The 26,569-nt window shown below is 54.9% G+C and carries 23 protein-coding genes; 20 read left to right on the top strand and 3 right to left on the bottom strand.

The window, feature by feature from the left end; translation table 11 throughout:
* Positions 1-30 precede the first annotated feature (30 nt).
* The 6 genes from C1A15_RS12835 to C1A15_RS12810 are packed head-to-tail and all read left to right on the top strand — an operon-like array spanning position 31 to position 5,755.
* Positions 31-852 carry an ABC transporter permease gene (locus C1A15_RS12835; RefSeq protein ID WP_245865025.1) on the top strand — a complete coding sequence of 274 codons (822 nt, stop codon included), beginning with the start codon at positions 31-33 and terminating at the stop codon, positions 850-852.
* Complete coding sequence (locus C1A15_RS12830; protein ID WP_101722938.1) at positions 842-1,639, top strand: ABC transporter ATP-binding protein; 798 nt, start codon at positions 842-844, stop codon at positions 1,637-1,639. Before C1A15_RS12835 ends, C1A15_RS12830 begins: the two co-directional genes overlap by 11 nt.
* A gap of 1 nt (position 1,640) precedes the next feature.
* A complete protein-coding gene (locus tag C1A15_RS12825) occupies positions 1,641-2,369 on the top strand; it encodes an IspD/TarI family cytidylyltransferase (protein WP_101722937.1) in 729 nt (242 codons plus the stop codon).
* A gap of 3 nt (positions 2,370-2,372) precedes the next feature.
* Complete coding sequence (locus C1A15_RS12820; RefSeq protein WP_101722936.1) at positions 2,373-3,395, top strand: alcohol dehydrogenase catalytic domain-containing protein; 1,023 nt, start codon at positions 2,373-2,375, stop codon at positions 3,393-3,395.
* Positions 3,396-3,402: 7 nt separating this feature from the next.
* Complete coding sequence (locus tag C1A15_RS12815; protein WP_180953098.1) at positions 3,403-4,578, top strand: CDP-glycerol glycerophosphotransferase family protein; 1,176 nt, start codon at positions 3,403-3,405, stop codon at positions 4,576-4,578.
* 4 nt (positions 4,579-4,582) lie between these two features.
* Entirely contained in the window at positions 4,583-5,755 is a 1,173-nt protein-coding gene (locus C1A15_RS12810) for a CDP-glycerol glycerophosphotransferase family protein (protein ID WP_180953097.1), read from the top strand.
* On the opposite strand, the gene C1A15_RS12805 is transcribed toward C1A15_RS12810, so the two are convergent.
* The 3 genes from C1A15_RS12805 to C1A15_RS12795 are packed head-to-tail and all read right to left on the bottom strand — an operon-like array spanning position 5,724 to position 11,289.
* Positions 5,724-7,427: a DUF6020 family protein gene (locus tag C1A15_RS12805; protein ID WP_101722933.1), complete on the bottom strand. Its 1,704-nt coding sequence runs from the start codon at positions 7,425-7,427 to the stop codon at positions 5,724-5,726. The two genes, C1A15_RS12810 and C1A15_RS12805, sit on opposite strands and share 32 nt — an antisense overlap.
* On the bottom strand, positions 7,424-10,105 hold the full coding sequence (locus C1A15_RS12800; protein ID WP_101722932.1) for a bifunctional glycosyltransferase/CDP-glycerol:glycerophosphate glycerophosphotransferase: 2,682 nt from the start codon (positions 10,103-10,105) through the stop codon (positions 7,424-7,426). Before C1A15_RS12800 ends, C1A15_RS12805 begins: the two co-directional genes overlap by 4 nt.
* Before the next feature lie 2 nt (positions 10,106-10,107).
* Positions 10,108-11,289, bottom strand: coding sequence for a glycosyltransferase (locus C1A15_RS12795; RefSeq protein WP_101722931.1), 1,182 nt, complete (start codon positions 11,287-11,289; stop codon positions 10,108-10,110).
* Positions 11,290-11,528: 239 nt separating this feature from the next.
* On the opposite strand from C1A15_RS12795, the gene C1A15_RS12790 reads away from it, so the two are divergent.
* From C1A15_RS12790 to C1A15_RS12730, 14 genes are all read left to right on the top strand, one after another.
* Positions 11,529-11,954, top strand: a complete 426-nt coding sequence (locus C1A15_RS12790) for a sugar 3,4-ketoisomerase (protein ID WP_101722930.1) — start codon at positions 11,529-11,531, stop codon at positions 11,952-11,954.
* Between the two features lie 4 nt (positions 11,955-11,958).
* A complete protein-coding gene (locus C1A15_RS12785; RefSeq protein WP_101722929.1) occupies positions 11,959-13,047 on the top strand; it encodes a DegT/DnrJ/EryC1/StrS family aminotransferase in 1,089 nt (362 codons plus the stop codon).
* Between the two features lie 10 nt (positions 13,048-13,057).
* Positions 13,058-13,579, top strand: a complete 522-nt coding sequence (locus tag C1A15_RS12780) for a GNAT family N-acetyltransferase (RefSeq protein WP_101722928.1) — start codon at positions 13,058-13,060, stop codon at positions 13,577-13,579.
* 32 nt (positions 13,580-13,611) lie between these two features.
* Positions 13,612-15,123, top strand: a complete 1,512-nt coding sequence (locus C1A15_RS12775; protein WP_180953096.1) for a glycosyltransferase — start codon at positions 13,612-13,614, stop codon at positions 15,121-15,123.
* 172 nt (positions 15,124-15,295) lie between these two features.
* A complete protein-coding gene (locus C1A15_RS16865) occupies positions 15,296-16,129 on the top strand; it encodes a hypothetical protein (RefSeq protein ID WP_146001858.1) in 834 nt (277 codons plus the stop codon).
* Positions 16,130-16,132: 3 nt separating this feature from the next.
* A complete protein-coding gene (locus tag C1A15_RS12770; protein ID WP_101722926.1) occupies positions 16,133-17,272 on the top strand; it encodes a glycosyltransferase in 1,140 nt (379 codons plus the stop codon).
* 152 nt (positions 17,273-17,424) lie between these two features.
* Positions 17,425-19,041: a glucosyltransferase domain-containing protein gene (locus C1A15_RS12765; protein WP_101722925.1), complete on the top strand. Its 1,617-nt coding sequence runs from the start codon at positions 17,425-17,427 to the stop codon at positions 19,039-19,041.
* Positions 19,042-19,075: 34 nt separating this feature from the next.
* A complete protein-coding gene (gene rfbF, locus C1A15_RS12760; RefSeq protein WP_101722924.1) occupies positions 19,076-19,849 on the top strand; it encodes a glucose-1-phosphate cytidylyltransferase in 774 nt (257 codons plus the stop codon).
* Positions 19,813-20,910: a CDP-glucose 4,6-dehydratase gene (rfbG, locus tag C1A15_RS12755; RefSeq protein ID WP_219618195.1), complete on the top strand. Its 1,098-nt coding sequence runs from the start codon at positions 19,813-19,815 to the stop codon at positions 20,908-20,910. The genes rfbF and rfbG overlap by 37 nt, the downstream gene beginning before the upstream one ends.
* Positions 20,911-22,248 (top strand): lipopolysaccharide biosynthesis protein RfbH, encoded by a 1,338-nt coding sequence (gene rfbH / locus C1A15_RS12750; RefSeq protein WP_180953095.1) that lies wholly within the window; start codon positions 20,911-20,913, stop codon positions 22,246-22,248.
* 5 nt (positions 22,249-22,253) lie between these two features.
* On the top strand, positions 22,254-23,204 hold the full coding sequence (locus tag C1A15_RS12745; protein ID WP_101722923.1) for an NAD-dependent epimerase/dehydratase family protein: 951 nt from the start codon (positions 22,254-22,256) through the stop codon (positions 23,202-23,204).
* Entirely contained in the window at positions 23,204-24,142 is a 939-nt protein-coding gene (locus tag C1A15_RS12740) for a glycosyltransferase family 2 protein (protein ID WP_101722922.1), read from the top strand. Before C1A15_RS12745 ends, C1A15_RS12740 begins: the two co-directional genes overlap by 1 nt.
* 34 nt (positions 24,143-24,176) lie before the next feature.
* The gene (locus C1A15_RS12735; RefSeq protein ID WP_101722921.1) at positions 24,177-24,572 is read left to right on the top strand and encodes a GtrA family protein; all 396 of its coding nucleotides are present in this window, start codon (positions 24,177-24,179) and stop codon (positions 24,570-24,572) included.
* A gap of 10 nt (positions 24,573-24,582) precedes the next feature.
* On the top strand, positions 24,583-26,280 hold the full coding sequence (locus C1A15_RS12730) for a thiamine pyrophosphate-binding protein (protein ID WP_101722920.1): 1,698 nt from the start codon (positions 24,583-24,585) through the stop codon (positions 26,278-26,280).
* Positions 26,281-26,569 lie beyond the last annotated feature (289 nt).

Below are 26,569 nucleotides of genomic sequence, written 5' to 3'. Positions count from 1 at the left end.
TTGTCTATTCGAGACGTTGAATGGAGCATTGTGCTGCAGACACTGGCGACGATATTGAAGGACAACTGGGAGTGGCGCAAGCAGATCGGGCATCTTGCTATCTTCGAGTTGATGAAGCAGGCGCGTGGGGCTGTTTTCGGATGGGCGTGGCTTGCCGTTAAACCTATTGTGTTCATAGCAGTGTTTTGGTTCGCGCTTGAAATCGGTTTGCGGGCAGGCGAGTCTTCAAGTCCGGATTATCCGTATTTCGTATGGCTCGTGGCCGGAATGATTCCCTGGTTTTACATGTCGGATATGATAACCACCGGTACTGATGTGCTCCATCGGTATTCGTACCTTGTGAACAAAGTGAAGTTTCCTCTCAGCGGAATCTCAACGCTGTATTCGCTTTCCACGCTTTTGATCAATGCTGCCTTGTTCGTTCTTTTGTTCATCATCTATGCTGCGTACGGCATGCCATGGGATATCTACTTGATCCAGGTTCCCATACTCATGATTTTGATGTTCGTGTACTGGGACATGGTGTCTATTCTGATCTCGCAGCTTTCGGGCATCAGCAAAGACGTCGGACAGTTGATGAAAGCGCTCAGCCAGCCAGCTTTTTGGCTCTCGGGTATCCTGTTCAATATGCAAGTTCTCGCTCCTGCCGGGTTCGGTTGGGCCGCTGATGTCATGCTGTTCAATCCCATCACGTTTTTCGTTACGGCGTTTCGTGATGCCCTGTGCGATAAAGTGTGGTTTTGGGAGGATCCGGTGTTCATCGGTGCGTTCGCCGCCGTATTTATCGTGACGCTCGTTCTCATGGTCGTCGTATACAAGCATTTTAACGAGGAGGTGTCCGATGCCCTTTGAGGATAGCGAAGCGAGTTTGTTGGAGTCGTTGGGCCCTCGTTCTGCGATTAGCGACGAGACGGCGGTGAAGTTCGATCACGTAACGAAGACCTACAAGCTTTACAAAAACGATAGGAGCCGTTTCCTCGGGCTTTTCAGCCGAAGCGGAAAAGAGCTGGTGGGGATCGTCAATGCCAACGATGACCTTTCCTTCGAAGTTAAGAAGGGCGAGGCGGTGGCGCTTATCGGAAGGAACGGTGCAGGAAAGTCAACTGCTTTGAAGATGGTTACCGGCGTAAGCTATCCGACGAAAGGCGAGGTGACGGTCAACGGGCGCGTGAGCGCCCTTCTGGAGCTCAATGCCGGCTTCGACGGTCAGCTGACTGGACGCGAGAATCTCAATATGCGCAGCCAGGTGTTGGGCATGAGCAAAGCCGAGTATCGTGATCTGGAGGATCAGATCATTGATTTTGCCGAGTTGGGCATCTATATAGATCAGCCTATGAAGTCCTATTCGAGCGGCATGAAGGCGCGTCTCGGATTCGCGTTCGCTGCTTCCATCGATCCCGATATCCTCGTAGTGGACGAAGCTTTGTCGGTTGGCGACAAGCAGTTCAAGCAGAAATGCGTTGCGCGTATGCGTGAAATCATGTCGAACGAGAACGTGACGGTGCTGTTCGTTACGCATGAATCTGCTGCTGCCCAAGAATTTTGCACGCGCGGCATCGTGCTGGAGTCGGGCAAGAGCGTGTTCGACGGCAGCATCGATGATGCCGTCGCTTTTTACGATGAGAGCTGCAAGGGGTAGCATGGACGGGAAAAAGGTCAAATCAAACGCATTCGCCGCAATCCTTGCGGGCGGTAGCGGCACGCGCATGGGCAATCCTGACAAGCCCAAGCAGTTCCTCATGTTGGGATCGAAGCCGATCCTCGTGCATACCGTCGAGAAGTTCTGCGTTACGGGGGCCTTCGATGCGGTGCTCGTGCTGTGCCCGGAAACGTGGGCGCAGCAGACGAAGGATCTGTTAGCCAAGTACAGCCCGAGCTTCGCTCAGGACGTGACGGTGATCGCTGGCGGCGCCACGCGCAACGATACGGTGACGAACGCAGTGGGCTACATCGAGGGCGCCTTCGATGTCGACGACGATACCGTCCTGGTGACGCACGATGCGGTAAGGCCTTTCGTGTCGCATCGCATCATCGCGGACAACCTGGAGGCCGCTCGGCTGCATGGGGCGTGCGATACGGTGATTCCCGCCACGGACACCATCGTGGAGAGCCTCGATGCGACGACGATATCCTCCATCCCCAACAGGCGCGATCTGTACCAAGGCCAAACGCCCCAATCCTTCAACCTCCGAAAGCTCAAGCGGCTGATGGAGAGCTTGACGGAGGAGGAGAAGGAGATCCTCACCGACGCGTGCAAGGTGTTCGTGCTGCGCGGCGAGGCGGTCTCGCTTGTGATGGGGGAGCCGGCGAACATGAAGATCACCTACCCTCAGGACATGAGGCTGGCCTCCGCCTTGGTCGGTGTGTAGGCTATGCTCAGCTGTGCATACAGGCTGATTGCCCCCCGCTCGTTTGAGCCGGTTGAGGTGGAAGTGCCCGAAGGGGCCCTTACTATCGTACGGCCCACGCACTTGTCTATCTGCAACGCCGACATGCGTTACTACCAGGGCAAGCGCAGCGCCGAGGCGATGGCGAAAAAGCTGCCCATGGCTCTCATCCATGAGGGCATCGGCATTGTGGTGTGCGATGCGACCGGCACGTTCGAACGCGGAGCGAGCGTGGTCATGCTGCCCAACAACCCCCATGAAGAAGATCCTTTTATCGCGGAGAACTACCTGCGCAGCAGTGAGTTCTGCGGCAGCGGTTTCGACGGGTTCATGCAGGAGTACGTGGCGTTGCCACCGAGCAGGCTGGTCGCGCTGCCCGAAGGCGTCGACGAGACGGTGGCCGCCTTCACGGAACTGGTCAGCGTGGCCGTTCATGCGGTGAATCGCTTCGACGGCATAGCTCATGGTGGTCGCGGTACCGTGGGCGTGTGGGGCGACGGGAACCTCGGCTTCATTGTCAGCCTGGTGCTGCGCATGAGGTATCCGTCCATGCGCATTGTCGTGTTAGGGCGTAACGGGTACAAGCTCGACGATTTCACGTTCGTCGACGAGACGCATATGACGTACGAGGCGGGTCCTGATCTGGCTGTGGACCACGCGTTCGAGTGCTGCGGCGGGGACGGCTCGGCATCGGCTATCGACCAGATCATCGATATCGTCAAGCCCGAAGGAACGGTGTCTTTGCTGGGCGTGTCTGAGAACCTCGTGCCCGTCAACACCCGCATGGTGCTTGAGAAGGGCCTGCGCCTGTTCGGCAGCAGCCGAAGCGGACGGCAGGATTTTCTCGATACGGTCGCTTTGTACGAGGCCCATCCGGAAATGCTAGGGTACCTTTCTGCGTTGGTAGGCAACGTCATGGAGGTGGGATCGATCACCCAGATCGTGCAAGCGTTCGAAACCGATGCGCGCAAGAGCATGGGCAAAACCGTGATGAAGTGGAATATGTAGGAGCACCTTGAGCGATATCGTAAATACGACCAAATGGAAAATCAAAGATATCGTGCTAGGCGCATGGTTGCCGCGCGTCTATGAAAAGGCTTGTGCCGCCCCGATCGAAAAAGGCAAGATCCTGTTCGTCGAGGCGAAAGAAGATCGGCTGCCCGACAGTTTCAAAGTGCTGTACGAGCGCCTCGATAATGCTCTCGGATATGAGGTGGAGTTCGTCTCGCTGCATCAAAAACGAGATTCGTACGCTCGATACTGTCTCAACTGCGCGGACATGCTCAGGAAGGCGGCGACTGCGAAGGTGGTTTTCCTGAACGATGCGTCCGATGTGCTCAGCTGTATCGCATTGCGAAACGAGACGAAGGTCGTGCAGCTATGGCATGCTTGCGGTGCTTTCAAGAAATGGGGTATGAGCACGGCTGATTTGAAGTTCGGCGGCTCGGGCGACCAGAAGCGCAGGCATCCGTTCTATGAAAACCTCGCTCTTGTGACGGTGAGCAGCCCGGAGGTTGTTTGGGCGTATGCGGAGGCGATGGATCTCGAGGATCGGAAGGACATCATCAAGCCGCTCGGGGTAAGCAGGACGGACGTGTTCTTCGACGATGATTTTCTTTCCACGGCTCGGGCCCGTGTCGAACGAGTCGTTCCGGCGGTTGCGGAAAAAAAGGTTCTTCTGTATGCTCCTACGTTCAGGGGCAGGGTGAACAGCGCGAAAGGGCCGGATGCATTGGACATCGCGCGCTTCCAAAGGGCGCTCGAAGGCGAATACGTGCTGCTGATCAAACATCATCCGTTCGTGAAAAACAGGCCGGTCGTGCCGGAAGAAAGCCGCAGGTTCGCTTTCGATGTTTCCGACGAGCTTCCCATCGACGCCTTGTTGAGCGTTGCCGACATCTGTATTTCCGACTACTCTTCGCTCGTGTTCGAATACTCCCTCTTCGAGCGCCCTATCGTTTTCTTCGCGTTCGATAAAGACGAATACGACGATTGGCGCGGCTTCTATTACGACTTCGATGAGCTGACGCCTGGTCCTGTTTTCGATAACAATGACAACATGGTCGAATATATCTCCTCGATCGAGGATCGATTCGACAAATCGGCGGTAGCCGCTTTCAGAGACCGGTTCATGAGCGCCTGCGACGGCCATGCCACCGAGCGCATCATCGAAGCGGTTCTGGGGGAGTGAGGCTGTGAAAGGCGCATTCGCTTCCCTCGCTCGCTGGATTTTCAAGGCTTTGTACCGTGTATGCTGCGTATGCTCTCGGCGTGACGAGGTGCTGTTCCTTTCGCGGCAGGTGGACGAACCGGGCTACAATTTCAAGGCGTTGGGCGATGAGTTCGAGCGCCGCGGATGGCAGGTTCTCTACCTGACGAAGCGTCTTTCCAAGCGCGCGACAGTCCCATATTCGCTTCATGTCGTTCGCGAGGTGTACCATCTTGCGCGATGCAGGGTATGCGTGCTCGATCGATACGATCCGGTCGTGGGCCTGCTCGATTTCGACTGCGAGCATGCAGGCGGCTTCGATGGAGGGTCTGCCGCCTCGCAGCCGTTACACGAGGAGTTTCCGTGTCTTCCGATAATCGTCCAGCTATGGCACGCATTCGGCGCGTTCAAGAAGTTCGGTTTCCAAAGCTTGGACACTCCGGAAGGCCATCCGACCCGTATCGCCCAGTCGTTCGGCATCCATCGGAACTACTCGTGGGTCGTCTGCACGGGCGAGCAGAACAGGAAGGCGTTCGGCGAGGCGTTTTCGTATCCGATCGATCGCATCGTGGCCCTCGCTCTGCCGGAGTACGATGATCTGCTCCAAAAGCGAAAGGCGATGGAAGTGGCTCGCCGGCTTGAGGACGGTCGACCTTTCCGGGTGCTTTTTGCGCCTACGTTGCGCAAAAGAGAGGCATCGCCCCATCCCTTCAAAGAGCTTCGAGAGGTTTGGGACGATTCTTCTGTCGGTGCAGATGTCGAGGTGGTTTGGTCGTTTCATCCTCTCGAATCGGGCAATGGCGCCGCCCTGAGCGTTTCGAAGGCTTTGCTCGAAGCGGATTGCGTCGTCACCGATTATTCGTCGATCGTGTACGAAGCCTACGTTCTTGGGAAACCGGTCGCCTTCTATGTCCCCGACATCGAGAGCTACCGTTTATCCCCCGGCCTGAACGCCGATCCGTGCGAGCTTGCACCCTCGATCGCCTTCCTTGATCGAGAAAGGCTTGCCAGCTTTCTCCGGGATACGGCAAGCGATCGCGCGGCCTATCCTCAGAGCGAGTTCGACCGTTTCGTCGGTTCCACCTTCGACGGGTGCGAGCCGGGCACGGCGAAACGCATCGCCGACTTCATCGAGCGTCACGCGGCCGCTTTTCGGTAAGCGCATGACACGCCAGGCCGATCAGCAGCGGTGCGGCAAGGACGAAAGGCAGCACGTATCTGTCGGCGACCGTCGGGGTCATGATCAGGAACACCCAAGAACCCAATAAGGGCATGAACGGGAGAACGTGCCCCTTCCCGCGGTAGAGTGCGAGCGCGATGCAGATCAACGGGAGCCAGCCACCGTAAAATCCTTGCGTGAAAACCCAGTTAAGGATAGGTACCGACCCCAGCAGCTTTTTGTATACCCGCTCGATTTTCGAGGACGCGGAGTTGAGCATGTCCGGCTTGTGGAACGTCAGCTTATCGGAAGCATCGCTGAACATCTCCAGAGCGCTTTTGCCTGGGTTGCACGTGGTGTGCCAGCCAATGACGGCGACGGGGGAGAGCCCCTGGATGCTAGTGCGGCAGGTCGCTTCGAAATAGGAATTCGGGTGGCGCGCTCCTTGCACAGCCCAAGCTTTGAAATAGCACACCATATCCGAGAGCGAAGCATCCGATCGAAAGCTGTTTTTCGCAGGGTCGCTGATCTCGGGCTTCCATTTCTCTTTCGCGGCATCGATGTCCATGACTTTGCCGATCGCCTCCAATTCATCTGCGGATGCGTCGTCATGCTGGAGGAGGTAGGTGGTCGTCTGCTGGAAAAACGTTCCGAGCATCTCCTGCTTGCCACCGCTGGCCACGCCGCCTATCAATGGATACACGATAGCAGGAAAGGCGAGCGAGAAGAGAAGAATCGGGGCCACGAACGCTGCGAGCGCATGCTTCCAGAAATGCCGGTAAGCGATGAGGATCGTCAGCCCGGAAAGGGCCACAATGTACACCCCGGGCTTTTTCGTCAGGATGCACAATCCTGCAAGCGCGACGTAGCCGATCAGGAAGCGTTTGGACTTCAGCGCGGAACCCTTCGTTCTCGCAACTTCGATGAAGGCTATGAAATACAATACGAATACTGCCGAGAACAGCGAATCCTTGCACATGCACATAGCCCAGTTGGGTATGGGAGGGAACAGCGCCGCGAATGCGAGCAAGGCGAGCCTTAAAGGCTTTGGCGCGCGAAGCTTCTCAAGATAGCAGCAGCTGAGCGCAAGGGCTGCCGCGGTGAGCGCGCATTGTGCCAACGAATAAAGGAACATGCCTGCGTTCTGGGACCCGACGACGTCTCCAAGCCATACGAACGACCCGAACACGAGCGTATCGAACACGGGGTGATGGTCGATGTATTCGGCATCGAAGACGGTGTCCATGGTGCTGTAGTACGTAGGCGACGGCATGAAGAACTGATAGAGCTGGTTGTAGGTGTCCCAATCGATGCTTGCCGGGTATTCGACGATGATCCACGGAAGCCACAACGCCACTATGATCGCGGCGGCGACGAAAACGTCTTTGCGGCAAAACGTAAGCGAGATAGCTGGAAGCGAGTTTCTTCGGCTCCAAGCGTGAAGGAGCTTCGGGCCACGTGTTCCTGCTTGGTAGAGGGCGATGCCCGACACGACGAAAACCCCTGCCATCAAAGCGAGGAAGAGGACCTTTCGATGCGGTAGGTCCGCCAAGAGCGGATACGTTTCGAGCCCTTGGTAATGCATGCCGAGGGCAAGCGCCGCGGCTATGAGCGCGGATGCGACGAACGAGACGATGAGCATCCGCTTGTCCAAGGTGCGTATCGTGCTCATCTGCCTTTCCGCTCCTCCCACGTCCTCATGAGCTCGTCGTAGAGGCGCTCGCGCTGGTTATTGTCGTAGTGGAAGAAGAACCCCTCCATGCGCTGCCGATACGGCGCGGCCGGTCTTCCTTCGTTCTCGACGATGCTGGCTACGGCGTCGAGCAGATCCGTCCCAGTGCGGGAGAGCGGTCCGAACCCCTCCTCCAGAGGGAGGTCGAGTTCGCGATAGCCGTTCAATCCAGCCTTGAATTCGACTTCGTCGGGAAGGAAGTAGACCACCGCTCTCTTGAGGTAGACGAAATCGAACACCCAGGAGGAATAGTCGGTGACGAAGACGCGGTAATCGCCTTCCGAGACTTCATTGACCAAATGGATGCGCTTGCTGCAAAACCGTTCGAACTCGGGGTTGTATACCTTGAATATGGGGTGGAGCTTGATATCGAGTTCGTACTCATGCTCTTCGAGGAGCTTGCTAAGACGCGGATCGGCGAGAAACGCCTTCGTTTCGCGCCAAAACGAGGATTCGAGAAGCGCTCGCTCTCGTCTTCCGAATTTGAGATCCGACGATTCGGTTACCAAGTACTTGCGCCAAGAAGGGGCAAACAGGATTTTGCGCTTGCTTGCTTGGCCGGCATCGATACGGTCGTAGCGCGGCATCCCGCTCGTCAGGAGCTGTTCGGGCAGGAATCCGTACGTATCGGTCAGGATCTTCGTTTCGTACGGTGTCGAAACAACCTCGTAATCCATGAGGAGGCGGTCGGCGGAGTACTTCCACGGCATATGTGCGTGCAGAACGCCATGCTGTAGGTATACCAAATCATAGCGGATCATGTCTGCCAATGCGTTGAGCGCCTTTTGCTGAAATGGGCACCAGTTGGGACGCTCGATGTAGCTTGCGACGATCCTGTCGGCTTGCAAGTGCAAGAATTTGTGCTCGGTCGAGCTGAATCGAATCATCGAGCTTTTATGCCGCTTTTCGAACATTTCGTCGAGTGTCGCATCGTCCTCGTCGGTGACGTAGAAGCGAAGGATTCCGTCTTGCTTTTCGAAATCGTGCAAGAACTGGAAGTATGCATTGTCGCCTCCGACCCCGGTTCGATCATAGTAAAGCCATGTGGGCTGCTTCGGTTTGCGTCGCATCTTCAACGCCGAGCGAACGGCGAATCCTTTGGGATTGCGGCGCGCAACGCCGAAAGAATTGCTCAGCCAGGCTTTCTGTTTCGCCAACCATGAGGGATGGCGCTTTATCTCGATCGCGCTGTTCATCTGGTTTAGGGAAACGAGATAGTCCTCGGTCGAGAAAGCGTCGATTCCGTTGTTGGTGTTACCCGAGGCCCTTGCAGAGAGCTTTACGAGTGAGGGGAGGTCGTATCCGTCGATTCGCACGGTAAACGATATGCGAGAACAGCTATCGAGTGGCACGTCGATATCGAACCCCCAGAAAACGCTCGTTTCGATGCGGGCCATATGGCGGCTTAAAGAAGACGGGTGCAGAGGGATCTCTAGCCTTCTGTTGCCATCGATCGTTGCGGTCAGCGTCGGTTTTCCGCAGTAACCGAAAGCTACGGATTTGATGGCTCCTTTGAGTTTGAACGTATCGCCGTCGACTCTTGTGCGCACGAGTTCGACGACTGTATTGCGCCTGCACAGGAGAAGACGATCGCCGTTGCGTAGCACGACTCCTTGCTCGCTTACGGCGCAAGCGATGTTCGCACTGGGCTTCAACGTCAAAAAGTAGTGGTTGAGGAACTCGCTCGAGCGGGGCGCGGTGAAGATGACGTCGTCGTCGACCCGATCCATAAGGGCCGCTATGCGCTGCATCGACCGATGGAAATCGTCGGGAGCGTAGTGGTACGGGAACAGTACGTCCTGCTTTATTTTCCAGTTGACTTCGTTGAGAAACGACGCCTGCAAGTACAGCGGGGCTTTTCCGGGATACGCGGCGAACAGTTCTTCCCAAAACCCGATGTTTTTTTCGAATTGGTAGAAGGGGTGCATTTTAGTGCCGATGGCGCTTCCGGGAAGCTGCTGGTAACGATACGCGCCCTCTTTGCAGAATCCGACCTTCTGCTTGCGAAGCAGTATGGTCAGGAAAAATAATTCGTCTTCGTGGACAGCCAGGTCTTCGCGGAAGCGGGGGAGCGATTCGTCGTTTTTCACCACGACGTTGACATTGGTGATGAGAGCGAACGCGTACTGGAGCTTGGCCAGGTCGTAGATGCCCGTATGCGTCATGACCTCTTCGCGTACGTGCGACCATTCGCGTTTGGCATTGTGTAGGCGCATGGGATAGGATACGGCATCGATCTCGTCGTAATGCGCGTCGAAAAACGACGCCGCTGCTTCGAGGGTGTTGGGGAGCAGCGTGTCGTCGCTGTCTAGAAAGGCGATGTATTTACCGTGGGCTGCATCGATCCCGGCGTTTCGGGCGCTTCCGACCCCGCCGTTCTCCTTGTCGATGACGACGATGTTGCTTGCCTTCCCGGCGTATTCGTGACAAATGGCCGACGTTCCATCCGACGACCCGTCGTTGACGAGGACGATCTCCAACTTGTCGGGCCCGAGCGTCTGGTGCTGCAGGCTCTCGATGCTTTTGGCGATATTGTCCTCGCTGTTGTATGCCGGCACGATGACGCTGACGGTGTAAAGAGGGTTCGAATGAGTTAGAGAATCGTTTGATGATTGCATGGCTAGCTTCCAAAAATCGTTTTCAAGGTCTTTTTCAAACGGTAGGGGCCCGCTAAAAGAACGTGACCGAGTTTGTACGAGTAGGAGTCGGTGATGTCATCGAGCTTTCTTCGGAGCCGTTCGTTCTCGCGTTTTTCGATTCGAACATGCTCTTCAGCTGCGGCATAGCATTCGATCACGCAGAGAATACCCGAAGCGATTTTGCTATCGGGTCGATCGATTTTCGATCGCTCCTCAGGAGAGAGGGATGCGTAGCGCTGCGCCGCAATCCGGTAATACTGCTCGATCTCGCTGGAAACAACCGGCTGGAAATCGTTTGCGTTGAACAGATCTTCCGGCGTTGCTTCGGCCATCTCGGCGGCAGACAATAACAGGGCGGTGAACTCCTCGGCGTTTTTCAGCCGTTCGCCTTTGGTGGATTCGAGCGATCCTGGTCGAATCCGGTAGATGTATAGAGGTCTTGCCAAGATCGTGGATCTTTTCGCCGAAAGCAGGACGCGATAGGTGTAATACATGTCCTCATGGTGCAGCCCCTCGAGATTTCGGATGCCGTTCGTATCCAGCAAAGATTTCCGTACGAACTGCGGGCCGTTGGACATGCGGTATTCCCCGCGCTGGGTCGAGAGCGTCAGGATATCCGTGCCGGGAAGAATGGGGTAGTCGTGCGCGACGGCGTGATATTGCTCTTTGACTTGCGTTCTCTCCACGAGAAAAGGAGAGCGGGGATCGTCGTTCAGCGCCTCTATGGCATATTGGCAAAAATCAACTTGGTTCGACTCGCAGAACCCGTACAGATACTCAAGGGCATCGGGCACAAGCATGTCGTCGTTGCCGACGTATTGAACGTAGGCGCCGTTGGCCGCTTCGAGACCGATATTCAAGGTGGTGCCCGTCCCGGAGTTGGTCGAGTTGCTCAGCACCGTCACGCGGGAATCTTCTTTAGCGTATTGGATCAGCTTCGACAGGGAAGCGTCGCTCGAAGCGTCGTCTACGCAGATGATCTCGATATCCTTGAGCGTCTGCTCCCTTATACTGGAAACAGTGTCGTCAAGCAGCTTTTCGGCATTGTATACCGGGATGATCACGCTTACTTTGACGGGGGTCCCTTTGTGCTCGGCGAGCTGGCCGCGTTTCGTTTCAATCGAAACGAAACCGGTGCCGGTACTTCTATGCAGCTTGATCATATTCGGTCCTGCTCCAAACGTAGCTCTCTTTACGATTGGTCCTCTCTTGGGCGACAACTAATGGTATCACAGCCGATGCGATGTGTCGTTCGCGCACCTGGGTTGATCGGGCGCGCTCCTCCGGCTGGATAAAGAGGCCGGCTTTGCGGAATAGGAGCGTCCATTGCGAGCACAAGAATGTTGACTAATGGTAAACTAACCATTCAGTCCAGTACTTCCGAGTATGAAAAGAGTGGGAAATGGTCAAGAATACCGCCATGTTGGATCTTCCGTGTTGGAGTGATAGCTATGGTTCCCTTGTCGCAATCGAGGAGAGCGATACGATACCCTTCCCTGTGACGCGCGTCTATTACATATTCGACGTGGGCGACGGCATACGACGCGGTTTCCATTCCCATAAAGACCTGGATCAAGCTCTTATTTGCGTGAACGGCTCGGTTCGCATTTTCATCGAGGACGATGAGGGATCCGAAGTGGTTCTGCTCGACGATCCGAAGAAGGCCCTTCATATCGGGCCTATGGTTTGGAGGGAGATGTTCGACTTCTCGGATCAGGCGGTGTTGCTCGTGCTGGCTTCGCGGCATTACGATACTTCGGATTACGAGAGGGACCACGATGCTTTCCTGAAAAAGGCGAAACTCTATTTCGAAGGCGAAGGTGAATGACGATATGGCGATACCGTTTGCAACGTTGGCTCCGATGCATGCGGAGCTTCGCGACGAAATGACCGAAGCTTTCTTGCGCGTGTACGACAAAGGGGAGTTCATTCGATCTTCGGAGTGCGATGCGTTCGAGCACGAGTTCTCCGCATACTGCGGGGCGAACTACGCGGTAGGCGTCGCTTCGGGTTTGGATGCTCTCGCACTCGCCCTCAGAGCGCTTCGCGTCGGACCGGGGGACGAGGTGATCCTTCCCGCCAATACGTTCATAGCCACTGCTCTCGCGGTCAGCGCGGTGGGGGCCGAGATCGTTTTGGTCGATCCTGACCCCGATACCTGCAATATGACGGTCGAAACGTTTTTAGATGCGGTGAGCGAACGCACAAAAGCGGTTATCCCCGTGCATCTTTACGGACAGGCGGCGGATATCGAAGCAATCGCGAGAGAAGCTGGCGCACTCGGCATCTACGTGGTAGAAGACTGCGCGCAAGCTCACGGTGCCCGCTATTCCGGACAGCATGTCGGAACGTTTGGAGATGTAGGTTGTTTTTCGTTCTATCCGGGGAAAAACCTCGGGGCTTTGGGGGATGGAGGAGCGATCGTCACGAACGACGAGGGCGTTGCCGCTCGCGTTCGGGAGCTGTCCAATTACGGCAGCAGACAGAAGTACCATCATGTCGAAAAAGGCGTCAATAGCCGGCTCGACGAAATCCAAGCTGCCTTTTTGCGCGTCAAGCTGGCTCATCTCGGTGAGCATATAGCCGCACGACAGGCTATCGCCAACCGCTATTTGACGGAGATCGCCAACCCGAAGATCAAATTGCCGAAACTTGGCGAGAACCGCAACCACGTTTGGCATATATTTGCCGTCCAATGCGGAGAGCGCGATGCCTTGAAAGAGCATCTGCAAGCCTGCGAGATAGGCACGAACTGCCACTATCCCATAACGGTGGCCGACCAAGAAGCGTATTCGGAAGAAAACCTGGGCGCCACCGAATTGGCGCGTTCGCTTGCCGCCGGCGTGCTCAGCCTGCCCCTGTTCGTCGGAATGACGAACGAACAGATCTCCGAAGTCATTCAGCGCGTCAACGAGTTTTAGTGAGGGCGGTATGGAACACCATTACGAGATAGAACACAAGGGCATCCTCCTGCGCCCTCTTCAACACGGCGACATCGAGAGTTTGCGGCTATGGAGAAACGATGCCGAAAACAGCCAATACATACGGAAAATTCCCTTCATTACGTCAGAAGCTCAGGAGGCGTGGTTTGCTGCCGAGATGCGAGACCCCGCCACGCTGACCTTTGCGATCTGCGCTGATTCTGAACTGGTCGGTTCTGTTGCTTTCTACGACATCCATGAAGGAGCGGCTGAATTCGGTCGCTTGATGGTAGGGAGCGCGAAAGGCAAGGGGATTGGTTTCCGAGCGACCGAGGCAAGTATGCGATTTGCTTTCGAGGTCCTTCAGCTCGTGAGTATCCAGGCAAGGGTATCGGTGGACAATATTGCAGCGCTTATCATCTATATACGTATCGGGTTTTGCGTGAAAAGCAGGGAATATAATCCTCAAGCTCAAATGGACGAATTTGAGCTTTCTTTGACTAACGATAGGTTTTTCCGACTGACCGCATAAGCATTGCGTTTTATACGATGATTGGGGAGGGTATGACCGAGGGTGCCGATGTTTTAGTGACGGCGATAGTGCTTCATTATGAAAACGGCGATGTTATTTACGAGACGCTCGATTCTATTCTCGATCAAGACTATTCTCGTATTGAGCTTATTGTGAGCGATGATTGTTCTGAAGAGTTTGACTCCGAATGCATCCTCACTTACATAGAGAAGCGCAAGCGTTCGAACATCGAGCGAGTGGTTGTGCGTAAAAACGAATGCAATCTAGGAACTGTCGCGCATCTAGAACATGTTCGAGCTGGAGCGGAAGGTGAAATAGAGCTGCTGATTGCTGCCGATGACTGCTGGCATGATCCTTCGGTCTTTTCATCGTTTGTAGAACGATTCGAAGAATTGGGTCCCGAAGCTGAATTTATTACTTCGCAAATCGAAATGTGCGATGAGCATCTTCAGGAAGTCGAAAAACTCTTTCTGTCGACTTCCGTCCAAGAGATGCTCAAGAACGGAGATATGCAAAGTTTATTGGAAGCGGTATCGTGCAATTGTGTTTTGGCTGGGCCGGGTTCTGCGTTCAGAAGAAGCTACTTTGAAAAACTTGGTAAATTGTCAAATCAATATACCGTTGTCGAAGACTGGTCTGCTCATGTTCGCTGGCTTGCGATGGGTGGTCGGATATATTACTTAGACAGAATTACTTTGAAGCATCGACATGGTGGTATATCGCATTCTGCAAGCAGTGAATGGCCTCAACATTACATTTCGTATAGAGATGATCTTGAGAAAGTCTTTTCCGCGGAAATTGAGCCTATTAAAGAGATGCTTTCTTTGAAGACCTATTCGAGGGCAACTCTGTTTCATGATCGCAATCAAGCATTGTGTCTCTCATTGAGGCACCGTGTCTCCGTTCTTCTCGTATTGGACAAGCGCAAGGAATCTCGCAGATCTGTAGACTCTGCGTTAAGGCAGAATTGTTTGAATTACGAAATGGTCATTGGGTATCCGTATGATTTGACCGAATGGGTTATTGATGTCGTCGAGAAACGGTTTGTCTCGTCGCCGAGTATTCGAAGAATACGGTTAGTTCCTTATTGTGAGAATGGCTTCGAGAATTGTTTAACGCAATTGAGCCAAGTAGCTGCAACAGAACATAGGGTGACGCTGATGCCCGGAGAGGAATTCGCGCATTCGTCTTCGCTTCTTGAATTCGTCGTTCAGGAGGTGGGGGAAGCGAGCATGTCGGAAAACGAAAAACCTATCGTGAGACGAATAGAGTTTTCGAAGAAATCCAGTCTTCCTTCTCGCGGTACGAAATTGGGTACTGTAGCAAAAAGGAAAGCATCAAGTTTCTCTCAAGTTTCAAAAATAAAAGAAGATCTTCTCTATATGGCTCTGACGGTTTTGGGATTGTGTTTGATTCAATCATCTGAATTGATGTTCGAATGGTTCTATTTTTCTGTATTCAGTATTGCTTTCGTTACTACTTTCGTAGTGCTTGTGGTAAGAGTAGCTGCTTCTTCTGTTAAGAAGCTTCGAAACAATTGTTAAAGGTGGGCCGGTGAATTATTCTCGATCTAAACAAGCGTGTGGCCTGATTCGCGCTATTTTGGAAGCAGATTGCATTGAAGGCGTATTGCAAGGTTCACGGTTGTCGAAGGAGGTAAAAAGGCAAAGGTCTTTGGCTTCGTCGCACCTAACTACTAATAGTACGTGGAGTGCTGTGAGAAGCGAATGGGAGTATCTTAGCGTGTTGCAGGGGGTTTCCGACGTTCTAATGGGGCCGGAAGACCAGATACGTACGAGACTTTCGTCTCTCATGGGCGTTGTGACTGAGAATACCTCCCCATTAAGAGTGTCCATTTTCGCTTGGGATTCTTCTGCACAGTTTACCTTCCGAGCAATATATGAATACTTTGCCAAGCTTGAGAATTGCCATGTTGATCTGGTTGCCTTTGGTGAGGCGGGAAGAGATGGCGGTCTTGCATTCCGAAAAGACGATTGGGACGTGATCCAGTCGAGCGAGTACGACCTCTCGGACATATCGCCTGATATCGTATTTTATCCTGAACCTTCTGGTAAACGTGTCGAGCTTCTTCCGAAGTTCAGGATTAGCGAAGTCTCCAAACATGTCGAATATACCGTGTGCATTCCAAGTCCCTTTGAAGTTTTCTTTGGGGGTGAACCGCTAGATTCTCTATCGTCGTCAGAACGATTTCATGCATGGAGGCTAGTAGCTCACAATTCGCGTCATGCTGAAGAATTGCGAAGGTGCAGTTATTGCGATGGCGTTAATGTTGTTGAGCTCGATGGCTCTGTATTCGATGCGCTTCAGACGACCTTGGAAAAAAAGGGCTTCTGCGTAACTGGCTCGAATTCGTTAGTCGATGGTCAACCTTTCGACACGCGTATGTATTGCAATCTCTTTAAGAAGGAAATCGGGTCATACGAAAGTGCGAACGGTGAACGCATTGGTGCGTTTGCTGTCGACGCTGTGAACGAGGACTGCAAAAACAAGGCTGCCATTCTCTTTAGGCTTGGTAAAAGGGGCGAGTAGGCCATGTCTTTTAGAGATGAAAAACTAGTTAGCATTATCGTTCTGAGCCATGACTCTCGATCGACGATATCGAGGGCGCTCCACTCTGTATTCGTCCAAGACTACCCGCGTTTGGAAATCATCGTTTCCGATGATGGTTCAAAAGGAATTTCTCGGGAATATGTCGAAAAGACGTTAGAATCGCGGCCGCGCGACAGGATTGAGCGTGCAGTTTTTACTGCTCCTGAAACGGCTATAGGGATGATCGACAGTCTGCGCCTTGCACTCGATGAGGCGGAGGGTGAGTTCTTTATAATCATCAATGCTGATGAAATGCTTGCTCGACGATCTGTGGTGAGCGAATACATAACTATGTTTGCATACCGCAGCTGGCAGCCGCTGCTCGTCTCTGGGTTGGCTGAAATGCGATCTGAGGATATGAATACTATATTGCGGACTATTCCCGATGGATGTATGAGATCGGCACTACAAAACGAAGATTCCGAATTGCTTTATGACTCGCTAGCTCGCGGTTTTCCCATATCTGTCGGAGCCACTTGCTTTCACAAATCGTTCATCGAGAAGGCAGGAGTGCTCGATTGGCCCTATAAGTATCTTGTTGACTATCCCATATTCCTTCGGATGGCACGCAAAGGGATATCTCCTGCGTATATTGACAGAGTAATGGTGAAATGCCCTATTGGGAAAGTTGAAGACTCTGATCGGCATCACAGAAGTGCCGTGGTCGATCTTGCGCGGGATCGCGCTTACATGTGGAAGACGGAATTCGATCCTTATTCCAAACGTGTGAGCAAGGAAAGCCGATCAAGAAATAAAGAGATACGGTTGCTTGAGAGCTGCCTATTTCAAGATAGGTCTAGGAACAAGCATCGCCCTTCTGTTGCATTCGTAATCACGCGAGAACTCAAACGCGTTCTTTTCGACAAATCAGCCCATCGTGCTATTTTGTCGCTCAGGATTTTGATTTTGATTGCGCTGATAAGCGTTGGACTTCAGCGCGTGGCCGGCGTGTGGTTCGTTGTGGATATCGTTGCCGTTGGCGCATGTTTTTCTGCTGTGCTGTCTTTACTGTGGTTTGTCGCTCTTTGTTTATGGAAGATCCTTGCAAGGGGCAGGAGTAGGCATGGCAATGGTCGTCTGTAAATGCCTGCCTTTAACCGGAGCAATAAATGAAGCTTTAAAGTAGTTTTTGCAAAGATCGGGTTTCTCGCGGATGAAAATCGAGCGCCGTGAAGGTCGCCGACCTTCAATGACATGAGGGAGTGGTGTTTTGCTATGAGTGTTTGGGGACGAGTATGAGTGTCGACGACGTTATTTCTGCGATTCGCAAGCGCGTCACGACGCAGATGCTCGTTGCGTTCTCGACGGCGCTTGTGCTGGGTTTTGCAACGCATCTGAACGCCATGACCGGAATGCTGATGAATTGGGATTCGGCAACTATCAAATTCGGTTCGGGGTTTGCGTTGACCCAGGGCAAATGGTTTTACTCTGTGCTCGATTACGTCCATGGGATAATCAACGTCGGCTCCATCACCATACCCCTCGCTATAGCATTTTGCGCACTATCTGCAGCTTTGCTTGTGGACGTCCTCGGGATCAAACGCTCGGTACATGCCGGTCTTGTCGGAGCGGCATTGATAACCTTCCCTTCAGTGATGGTTATTTGCGCCTATAATAGCGAGGATATCTTCCTCTTTGCCGTGCTCTTGTCCATCCTTTCGGTCTATGTGTTGTTGAAGTTCAAATACGGCTTTGCGATCGGCATCGTTCTCCTCACCTTGTCTTTGGGAATCTATCAAGCCTACATTGGATTTGCGGCTGCTGCCCTGCTGCTCGTGTGCATCAAAGACCTTCTTTTCGGGCGAGACGATTCTCGAACCATTCTTTTGCGTGCTCTGAAGTACGTATTGTTTTTGATAGTCGCCGTCGTCGTCTATTACGTTGTTTTGCAGATTGTAATAGGTGTTTCGGGTGCCTCGCTGAGCGAGTACAGGGGCATTTCCGATACCTTGTCTGGCGGTGCTCTGAGTCTCTCGACGCTCGTTTCGTCAATAGGCTCCGCCTATGCCCAGTTCTTCTCAAGCGTCTGGTTTGATTTCCTCGGCACCGGCGACATGCGATTCGTCCTTGTTTATCGCGTTGCGACCGTAGCCGTCGTGCTGCTTATCATAGCTTTGGCGATAAGCTCCCGTATCTACAGAAAACCGATGTCGCTTTGCCTGCTGGTCCTTTTTGTTGCGTTGTTCCCTCTTGCGGCGAATATCGTCGTCGTTCTCTCGTTCGGGGCCAGTCAATATTTCATCATGGCTTACCCTCTCGCAATGTGCCCCGTCTTCCTGATATTGCTCGTCGATATGGTTTTGGAAAAAAGGGCCCAGGACAAGCTCGCCTCCATCAGCGGCTCGCATTCTCGAACAAGTAGGCAGACCTCGAACCGTTTCGGCGTTTGCGCGCAGTGGGCAGTGGTTCTTATCGCCCTGTGCATGGTGTTCAACTGGTATGTTTTGGACAATCAGGGCTACACTCGTATGAAAGTGTCTTACGATCAAGCTTATTCGATCTCTTCGGGGATGATAGAGGACATTACTTCGACCGAAGGATACGATTCTTCTTCGCAGGTTGCGATAATGGGTTTGGGTATCGGAAAGAGAACCGATCCTGGATATGTCAAAACGGACATTTTCGTCGGGTTAGATCCCATTTTGGGAATTCCGTCTCGGATGTTCGCGTTTCGCACGGACTACTACTGGAATTCGTTCGTATCAAACTATATGGGCTACACCTTCAATCTGGCCGATGGAGCTACTAAGGACAGGATCGAGCTGACGGACGAATATCGAAACATGCCTGTGTTTCCAGCGGACGGGAGCACTAAAGTGATCGAAGGCGTGATAACAGTAAAGTTAGCTTGATTTTTTCTGCCGATTAAGGGAAGTGGGATTCAGGATGAAAGCAGTAATTCTTGCCGGTGGTTTTGGGACGCGCATCTCCGAGGAGAGCCATCTGCGTCCGAAGCCGATGATCGAAATCGGCGGGCAGCCCATCTTGTGGCATATCATGAAGACGTTCCGCGCCTATGGCGTGAACGATTTCGTGATATGCGCCGGGTACAAGCAGCACATAATCAAAGAATACTTCGCCAACTACTACCTGCACAGAAGCGACGTCACGTTCGACTTCGAAAACAGCGGGGAGATGACCGTTCACAACAACGTTTCGGAGCCTTGGCGCGTGACGGTGGTGGATACGGGCCTCAACACGATGACGGGCGGGCGCGTGAAGCGCATCGCCCCCTACATCGGCGACGAGCCATTCTTCTTGACGTACGGCGACGGGGTTTCGGATGTTGATATCAACATGTTGCTAGCCTTCCATAAGAGCAATGGAAGGCTAGCAACATTAACCGCGGTCAGTGTGTCCCAGCGTTTCGGCGTGCTCGACGTGAGCGACGACGGGGCCATCAACGAGTTCCGGGAGAAGCGCGTCGACGATGGGGGCGTCATCAACGGCGGGTACATGGTGTTGGAGCCTGCCGTGTTCGATTACATCGAAGGCGACTCCACCGTGTTCGAGCAGAGTCCCCTGAACCGCCTGGCGGAAGAGGGCCAGCTGGACGCGTATTTGCACGACGGCTTCTGGAAGTGCATGGATACCCAGCGCGAGAAAGAGCAGCTCGAGGAGCTTTGGGCGCAAGGGAACGCTCCCTGGAAAGTCTGGTGACGGCGATGGACTATTCGTACTTCAAAGGTCGCCGCGTTCTGGTCACCGGGATCACGGGCTTCAAAGGCTCATGGCTGTGCTGCATCCTCCAGAATCTCGGAGCGGAGGTTTCCGGGTTCGGGCTCGTTCCGCACACCGATCCCTCCCTGTACGAGCTGCTCCAGCTTTCCGAATGCTCGAACACGACCATCGCCGACATCCGCGACGGAGAAGCGGTGAAGGAGGCGTTCGATCGTTTCGAGCCCGAAGTGGTGCTGCATCTTGCGGCTCAGCCTATCGTGCGCGACGGGTACAAGCAGCCCGTGTACACGTATGAGACGAACGTGATGGGTACGGTCAACGTCTGCGAATGCGTGCGCACCAGCGGCTCGGTCGTCTCGTTTTTGAACGTCACCACCGATAAAGTCTACCTGAACAGGGAGGACGAAAGCGTCGCCTATCGGGAGGAAGACCCTCTCGACGGGTACGACCCCTATTCGAACTCCAAATCGTGCTCGGAGCTGGTGACGCACAGCTACGATAAGAGCTTCTTGCGAGAAGCGGGGGTGGCGGTTTCGACGGCACGCGCCGGCAACGTCATCGGCGGCGGCGACTTCTCCAACGACAGGATCATCTGCGATTGCGTGCGATCCGTCATATCGGGGCGCACCATCGTCGTCCGCAACCCCGATTCGACGCGTCCTTACCAGCATGTGCTGGAGCCCCTCTTCGCGTATCTGGTGATCGCCCAAGAGCAGGCTAAGGACGCTTCGTTGGCGGGGTGCTACAACGTCGGGCCCGACGAGTGCGATTGCGTCGATACCGGCTCGCTGGTGAAGCTCTTCTGCTCCAAATGGGGCGAAGGCGCCCGCTGGCGCGTCGAATCCGACGGCGGCCCGCACGAGGCGAGCTTCTTGAAGCTGGACAGCGGAAAGCTCAAGAACGCGTTCGGCTGGGTCCCTCGGTGGCATATCGAGGACGCGGTGGAGAAGACCGTGGAATGGACGAAGGCGTGGCAGGCGGGAGACGACCTGAGGGGCGTCGTCGACCGGCAGATCGACGACTATATGAAAGGCATGTAAATGTTCGAAGGCATGAACGAAAAAGAAGCGCGCAACGCGATCCTCGAGCAGGTCGAAGAATACTGCAACCTGTTCCACAACCAAGAGCGGCCGTTTTCGCCGGGCGACAGGATCTCCTACGCCTCCCGCGTCTACGACAGCGCTGAGATGATCAACCTGGTCGATTCGTCGCTGGAATTCTGGCTCACTTCAGGACGTTACACGGACAAGTTCGAATCCGAGTTCGGCGAGTACCTCCACGTCCCGTACGTGTCGCTCGTCAATTCCGGCAGCAGCGCGAACCTCCTGGCCTTCATGGCGCTTACGTCCCCGGAGCTCGGAAGCCGGGCGATCGGGCGCGGGGACGAGGTCATCACGGTCGCCTGCGGGTTCCCCACCACGGTTACCCCCATCATCCAATACGGGGCCGTCCCGGTGTTCGTGGACGTGACCATTCCTCAATACAATATCGATGTCGACCAGCTGCAGGCGGCCCTGTCCGACAAGACAAAGGCCATCATGGTGGCGCACACGCTCGGCAACCCGTTCGATCTTTCCGCCGTCAAGGCGTTTTGCGACGAGCATGAGCTGTGGCTGGTGGAGGACAACTGCGACGCCCTCGGCTCCCGGTACACCCTTGACGGGACGACGTATTTCACGGGAACCGTAGGGGACATCGGCACGTCGAGCTTCTATCCTCCTCATCATATGACCATGGGCGAGGGCGGTGCCGTGTACACCCGCAGCTCCAAGCTTCACAAGCTCATCCGGTCGTTCCGCGATTGGGGGCGCGACTGCATTTGCCCGAGTGGCAAAGACAACTGCTGCGGACACCGTTTCGACGGGCAATACGGCTTGCTTCCGAAGGGCTACGATCATAAATACACGTACTCTCATTTCGGCTACAACCTCAAAGCAAGCGACATGCAGGCAGCGGTCGGCTGCGCGCAGCTTGAGAAATTCCCCGGTTTCGTGGAGAAGCGCAAGCACAACCACGCGCGCCTCCTGAACGCGTTGGAGGGGCTTGAGGACAGGATCGTCCTCCCCGAGCCGGCTCCGAATTCCGATCCGAGCTGGTTCGGCTTTTTGATCACGTGCAAAGACGGAGTGGACAGGCAGGAGGTCGTCGAGCGCATCGAGGACGCGGGCATCCAGACGCGCGCCCTGTTCGCGGGCAACCTCACCAAGCACCCTTGCTTCGACCAGATGCGCGAAACCGGCGAAGGGTACAGGATCGTTGGGGACCTGTCCGCCACCGACACGATCATGGAGAAGAGCTTCTGGGTGGGGGTTTACCCCGGCATGACCGATGAGAAGATCGATTACATGGCCAGCGTCATCCGCAAGGCCGTCGAGTAACGTCGATGCGAGAAGCCGATAGATTGAAAGGCTCGGCAGTCGTAACGGGGGCAACGGGAATGATAGGCCGAGCCCTCGTTCGGCTTCTGCTGGAAAAAGGGCATAGGGTCCATGCGGTCGTGAGACCCGGCACCAAAAGGCTGGATGCATTGGATCAAGCCCGGAATCTGCTCATCCACTCGGTCGACCTTTCGGATTTGCCCGCCTTGACGAGTTCGATCGAAGACGAGTGCTCGTTCTTCTTCCACCTTGGATGGGCCGGATCGACGGCGCGCGGCAGAGACGACGTCCGTGTCCAGTGCTCGAATATTTCGAGTTCGTTGGCGGCCGTGGAAACAGCATCCGAGCTCGGTTGCGAAGTGTTCGTCGGAGCCGGCTCTCAGGCGGAATGGGGTCGCGTGGATACCGGCTGCCTCGATTCGGACACGCCTGCGTTTCCCGAGACGGCCTACGGGCAGGCTAAGCTGTGCGCGGGCCAGCTTACGAGACTGCGCGCGAGCCAGCTTGGGATTCGCCACGAATGGGCCCGCATAGTGAGCGTGTACGGTCCTGGCGACGGGGCAGGCACGCTCGTTTCCTACGTGATAGGATCGCTGCTCGACGGCAAGAAACCCTCGTTGACCGGATGCGAGCAGATGTGGGATTATCTCTACGTCGACGATGCGGCGCGCGCATTGCTGGGAATGGCGCGATCTGGTCGTTTGGGGCGTACGTATACCGTGGGAAGCGGAACCGCAAAGCCCCTTTCCTGGTACGTGGAAACCATGCGCGACAGAATCGACGAGAGCCTGCCTGTCGGGATCGGGGAAGTACCCTATTCGGACAGGCAAGTGATGCGCTTATGCGCGAACACCCAGGCGATGCAGCAGGATTTCGGGTTCGAGCCGACGGTGGAATTCGAAGAAGGCATCGAACGGACTATTCAATGGATGCGTCAGACGCGAGGAGACAGGTAATGCCCAAGACGATCAGCGTTCTCATTCCTTGTTACAACGAAGCGGAAAACGTTGGTCCCATCTCACGTGCCGTGATCGAGGTTTTCGAGTCCGAATTGCCCGATTACGACTTCGACATAACCTTCATCGACAATTGTTCAACGGACGGCACGAGGGACCTGCTCAGATCGCTTTGCAAGGGCGACAAGCGCATCAAGGCGATTCTGAACGCCAAGAATTTCGGACAGTTCAATTCGCCGTATTACGGGCTTTGCCAAACTTCGGGCGATTGCGCTATCCTGTTGTGCTGCGATTTTCAAGATCCGGTTGAGTTGCTGCCTGCTTTCGTGCGCGAGTGGGAGAACGGCTATCAGATCGTATGCGGCGTGAAGGCATCGAGCAAGGAAAACCCGATCGTGCGGATGCTGAGGAACGTGTACTACAAGCTGATACGCAAGATGAGCGATGTCGAGCAGATCGAGCATTTTACCGGGTTCGGCTTGTACGACCGTTCGTTCATCAAGGTGCTGAAAGAGCTTGGGGATCCCACTCCGTTTTTAAGGGGCATAGTGGCGGAGTTGGGTTCCAACCGGAAGGAAATCGAATATCAGCAGGAAAAACGTCGGGCAGGGAAGAGCCATAACAATTTCTTCACGCTCTATGATGCGGCTATGCTGAGCTTCACGTCGTACACGAAGGTGGGCATGAGGTTGGCGACTATTTCCGGTTTCGCTTTGGCGGTGCTGAGCCTTCTTGCCGCAGCGCTGTACCTCGTGATGAAACTGCTTTTCTGGGATACGTTTCCCGCAGGATCGATCCCCAGCCTGCTCGCGGTGTTGGTTTTCGGATCGGTGCTCCTGTTCTTCGTCGGTCTGTTGGGCGAGTACGTCATGAACATCAACACGCGCATCATGAATCGGCCGTTGGTCATCGAGCAGGAAAGACTGAACTTCGAATGATGCGGTTTATTTCGACAAGGCGAAGCGGTGCCATATGGTGAGCAAAAACGATGTGCTGCAGTTTCTGAAGTTCGGCATCGTCGGTGCCAGCAACACGATCGTGTACCTGGCGATCTATTATGCGTTCGTCTTGTTCAATCAGGATCTGTATATCGTCGGCAATGTGGTCGGATGGGTCGTAAGCGTGCTCAACGCGTTCTACTGGAGCAACCGCTTTGTCTTTGCCTGCGAGAACGACGGCCTGCGAGCCAAGCTGCTCAGGCTCGGTCGATCCTATGTAACCTACGGAGCCACGTTTCTGCTGTCCACGATCCTTTTGTACCTTGAAGTGAGCATATGGGGATGGTCCTCGTGGGTAGCTCCTCTCGTCAATCTGCTCGTAACCGTGCCGCTCAATTTCGTGATCAATAAGTTTTGGACGTTTAAGTGAGGTTTCCAGCATGAAAGCTGCCGAATACATAGTCGACTTCATCGGAGCCCAGGGAATCGCCGATGTTTTCGGGTATCCGGGTGGTATGGTCACGCATCTCATGGATGCCTTCGAGAGGCCCTCATCCCGAGTTCGAGCGCATGTGAACCTGCATGAGCAGGGAGCTGCTTTCGCGGCATGCGGTTACGCGCAAGCGAGCGGCTTATGCGGAGTCGCGTTCGCTACGAGCGGGCCAGGTGCGACCAACCTGCTCACTGGGGTGTGCAACGCGTATTTCGACTCGATTCCATTCGTGGCGATCACCGGGCAGGTCAATACCGGCGAAAGCAAAGGGTCGTACGGGGTTCGCCAGCGAGGTTTCCAAGAGACCGATATCGTAGCGATGGCGAAGCCGGTCACTAAATCCGCCTTCAGGGTCGAACATGCGGAGCAACTGCCGGGCGCGCTTGAAACGGCTTTTAGAGTCGCGCAAGAAGGGCGCCCGGGGCCGGTGCTGCTGGATATTCCCATGGACGTGCAAAGAGGAGAGGTCGATGCGCCATGCGAAAAGGTGATCGTCGAGCCGCAGAAGGCCGTCCCGCTTGAAGAGCTGGCCAGGGCTCGAGAAATCTTGGAGCGAGCCAAGCGTCCTTGCGTGGTCTTCGGGCAAGGCGTGCGTGCGTCGGGGGCTGCGGAGGCTCTGCGCGACTTCTTGCTTCGGACGGGGATCCCGGCAGTCAGCTCCATGCCGTCTGTCGACATGTGCCCCGACTATGATGGGTATCACGGATTCTTGGGGGCTTACGGCGATCGGCAAGCCAACTTCATCGTGGCGAAGGCGGATGTCGTGCTCGTGCTCGGTGCTCGCTGCGACGTTCGGCAAGTGGGCGGCGTGAGGGAGAATTTCGTCCCGAATGCCGCGCTCGTCAGAGTGGATATCGACGAAGGCGAGCTTTCGTATCCCGTGCACGACGACGAGGTGCAGGTGAACATGGATGTCGGCGCGTTTCTCGGCAGCGGTGTCGCTGACTGTCTGGTTGGCGGCGACTATTCCGTATGGAACGGCGTATGCCGAGAGATTCAGGAAGAGCTGGACGGGATCGATGCGAGATTGCCGAACAAGATAGTCGGAGATTTGTCGACGCTTGTTCCGGAGGACTGGTTCATCACGACCGATGTCGGGCAAAACCAGGTGTGGGCCGCCCAATCGTTTTCCCTGAAGCGCGGACAGCGCATGCTTTTTTCCGCCGGGCACGGGGCGATGGGGTATGCTCTGCCGGCGGCTATAGGCGCTTATTATGCCACGCGGAAACCGGTTCTTTGCCTGACCGGTGATGGCGGCTTGCAGATGAACATCCAAGAGCTCGCCTTCCTCGCTCGCGAGGGCATCCCCGTGAACGTCGTCGTGCTCGACAACCATGCGTTAGGCATGATCAGGCACTTCCAGGAAATGTACTTCGATGGTAGGTTTGTGGAGACCGTCGAGGGGCAAGGATACGCTTCTCCTGATTTTGCCGCTTTGGCGAATGCCTACGGCATCGATGCGGTTTCCGTGAACGAGCCTTCGAAGCTGAGTGGCTTGGCGCTATCGGACAGCGCGCCCAAACTGATCAGCATCGGCATATCGGAGCCGACGTATGTGTTCCCGAAGCTCGAGTTCGGCAAACCAAACTTCGACCAAGAGCCGCTTCTCGACAGGGACTTAATCGAGCGTTTGATGGAACTCTGAGGCCTTGTTCCCCTCCGTACGTTTTTAGGATATTCTCGACAGCGTGGTATCATGATTGCGTTTGTATCGACGCGGCAAAGAAGGGCTTGAGGTTTGGCGGAGCGGGACTACTCCAGGAATTCTCCTCGGTACTCGGCAGTGCCGGGCCGGCGTTCGCATGCCCCCGCTCCTCGGGGAGGGGCTCCTGCTCGCCGATCCCGGGAGGTTTCCGTGCCGCGCGGCTCGGCTGGGCGCTCTCGGGGCGCAAGCGGGTCCGCTGCCGGATCTCGTCCTACCGCTCAACAGCTCT

The organism is Eggerthella timonensis (assembly GCF_900184265.1).
Lineage (GTDB): Bacteria > Actinomycetota > Coriobacteriia > Coriobacteriales > Eggerthellaceae > Eggerthella > Eggerthella timonensis.
This window is presented reverse-complemented; position numbering and strand designations above follow the sequence as displayed.

Coding starts and splice junctions, on each gene's coding strand:
- C1A15_RS12830 (WP_101722938.1), top strand. CDS start 842: ATGCCCTTTGAGGATAGCGAAGCGAGTTTGTTGGAGTCGTTGGGCCCT.
- C1A15_RS12825 (WP_101722937.1), top strand. CDS start 1,641: ATGGACGGGAAAAAGGTCAAATCAAACGCATTCGCCGCAATCCTTGCG.
- C1A15_RS12820 (WP_101722936.1), top strand. CDS start 2,373: ATGCTCAGCTGTGCATACAGGCTGATTGCCCCCCGCTCGTTTGAGCCG.
- C1A15_RS12805 (WP_101722933.1), bottom strand. CDS start 7,427: ATGAGCACGATACGCACCTTGGACAAGCGGATGCTCATCGTCTCGTTC.
- C1A15_RS12800 (WP_101722932.1), bottom strand. CDS start 10,105: ATGCAATCATCAAACGATTCTCTAACTCATTCGAACCCTCTTTACACC.
- C1A15_RS12795 (WP_101722931.1), bottom strand. CDS start 11,289: ATGATCAAGCTGCATAGAAGTACCGGCACCGGTTTCGTTTCGATTGAA.
- C1A15_RS12790 (WP_101722930.1), top strand. CDS start 11,529: ATGGTCAAGAATACCGCCATGTTGGATCTTCCGTGTTGGAGTGATAGC.
- C1A15_RS12785 (WP_101722929.1), top strand. CDS start 11,959: ATGGCGATACCGTTTGCAACGTTGGCTCCGATGCATGCGGAGCTTCGC.
- C1A15_RS12780 (WP_101722928.1), top strand. CDS start 13,058: ATGGAACACCATTACGAGATAGAACACAAGGGCATCCTCCTGCGCCCT.
- C1A15_RS12775 (WP_180953096.1), top strand. CDS start 13,612: ATGACCGAGGGTGCCGATGTTTTAGTGACGGCGATAGTGCTTCATTAT.
- C1A15_RS12770 (WP_101722926.1), top strand. CDS start 16,133: ATGTCTTTTAGAGATGAAAAACTAGTTAGCATTATCGTTCTGAGCCAT.
- C1A15_RS12765 (WP_101722925.1), top strand. CDS start 17,425: ATGAGTGTCGACGACGTTATTTCTGCGATTCGCAAGCGCGTCACGACG.
- rfbF (WP_101722924.1), top strand. CDS start 19,076: ATGAAAGCAGTAATTCTTGCCGGTGGTTTTGGGACGCGCATCTCCGAG.
- rfbH (WP_180953095.1), top strand. CDS start 20,911: ATGTTCGAAGGCATGAACGAAAAAGAAGCGCGCAACGCGATCCTCGAG.
- C1A15_RS12745 (WP_101722923.1), top strand. CDS start 22,254: ATGCGAGAAGCCGATAGATTGAAAGGCTCGGCAGTCGTAACGGGGGCA.
- C1A15_RS12740 (WP_101722922.1), top strand. CDS start 23,204: ATGCCCAAGACGATCAGCGTTCTCATTCCTTGTTACAACGAAGCGGAA.
- C1A15_RS12735 (WP_101722921.1), top strand. CDS start 24,177: ATGGTGAGCAAAAACGATGTGCTGCAGTTTCTGAAGTTCGGCATCGTC.
- C1A15_RS12730 (WP_101722920.1), top strand. CDS start 24,583: ATGAAAGCTGCCGAATACATAGTCGACTTCATCGGAGCCCAGGGAATC.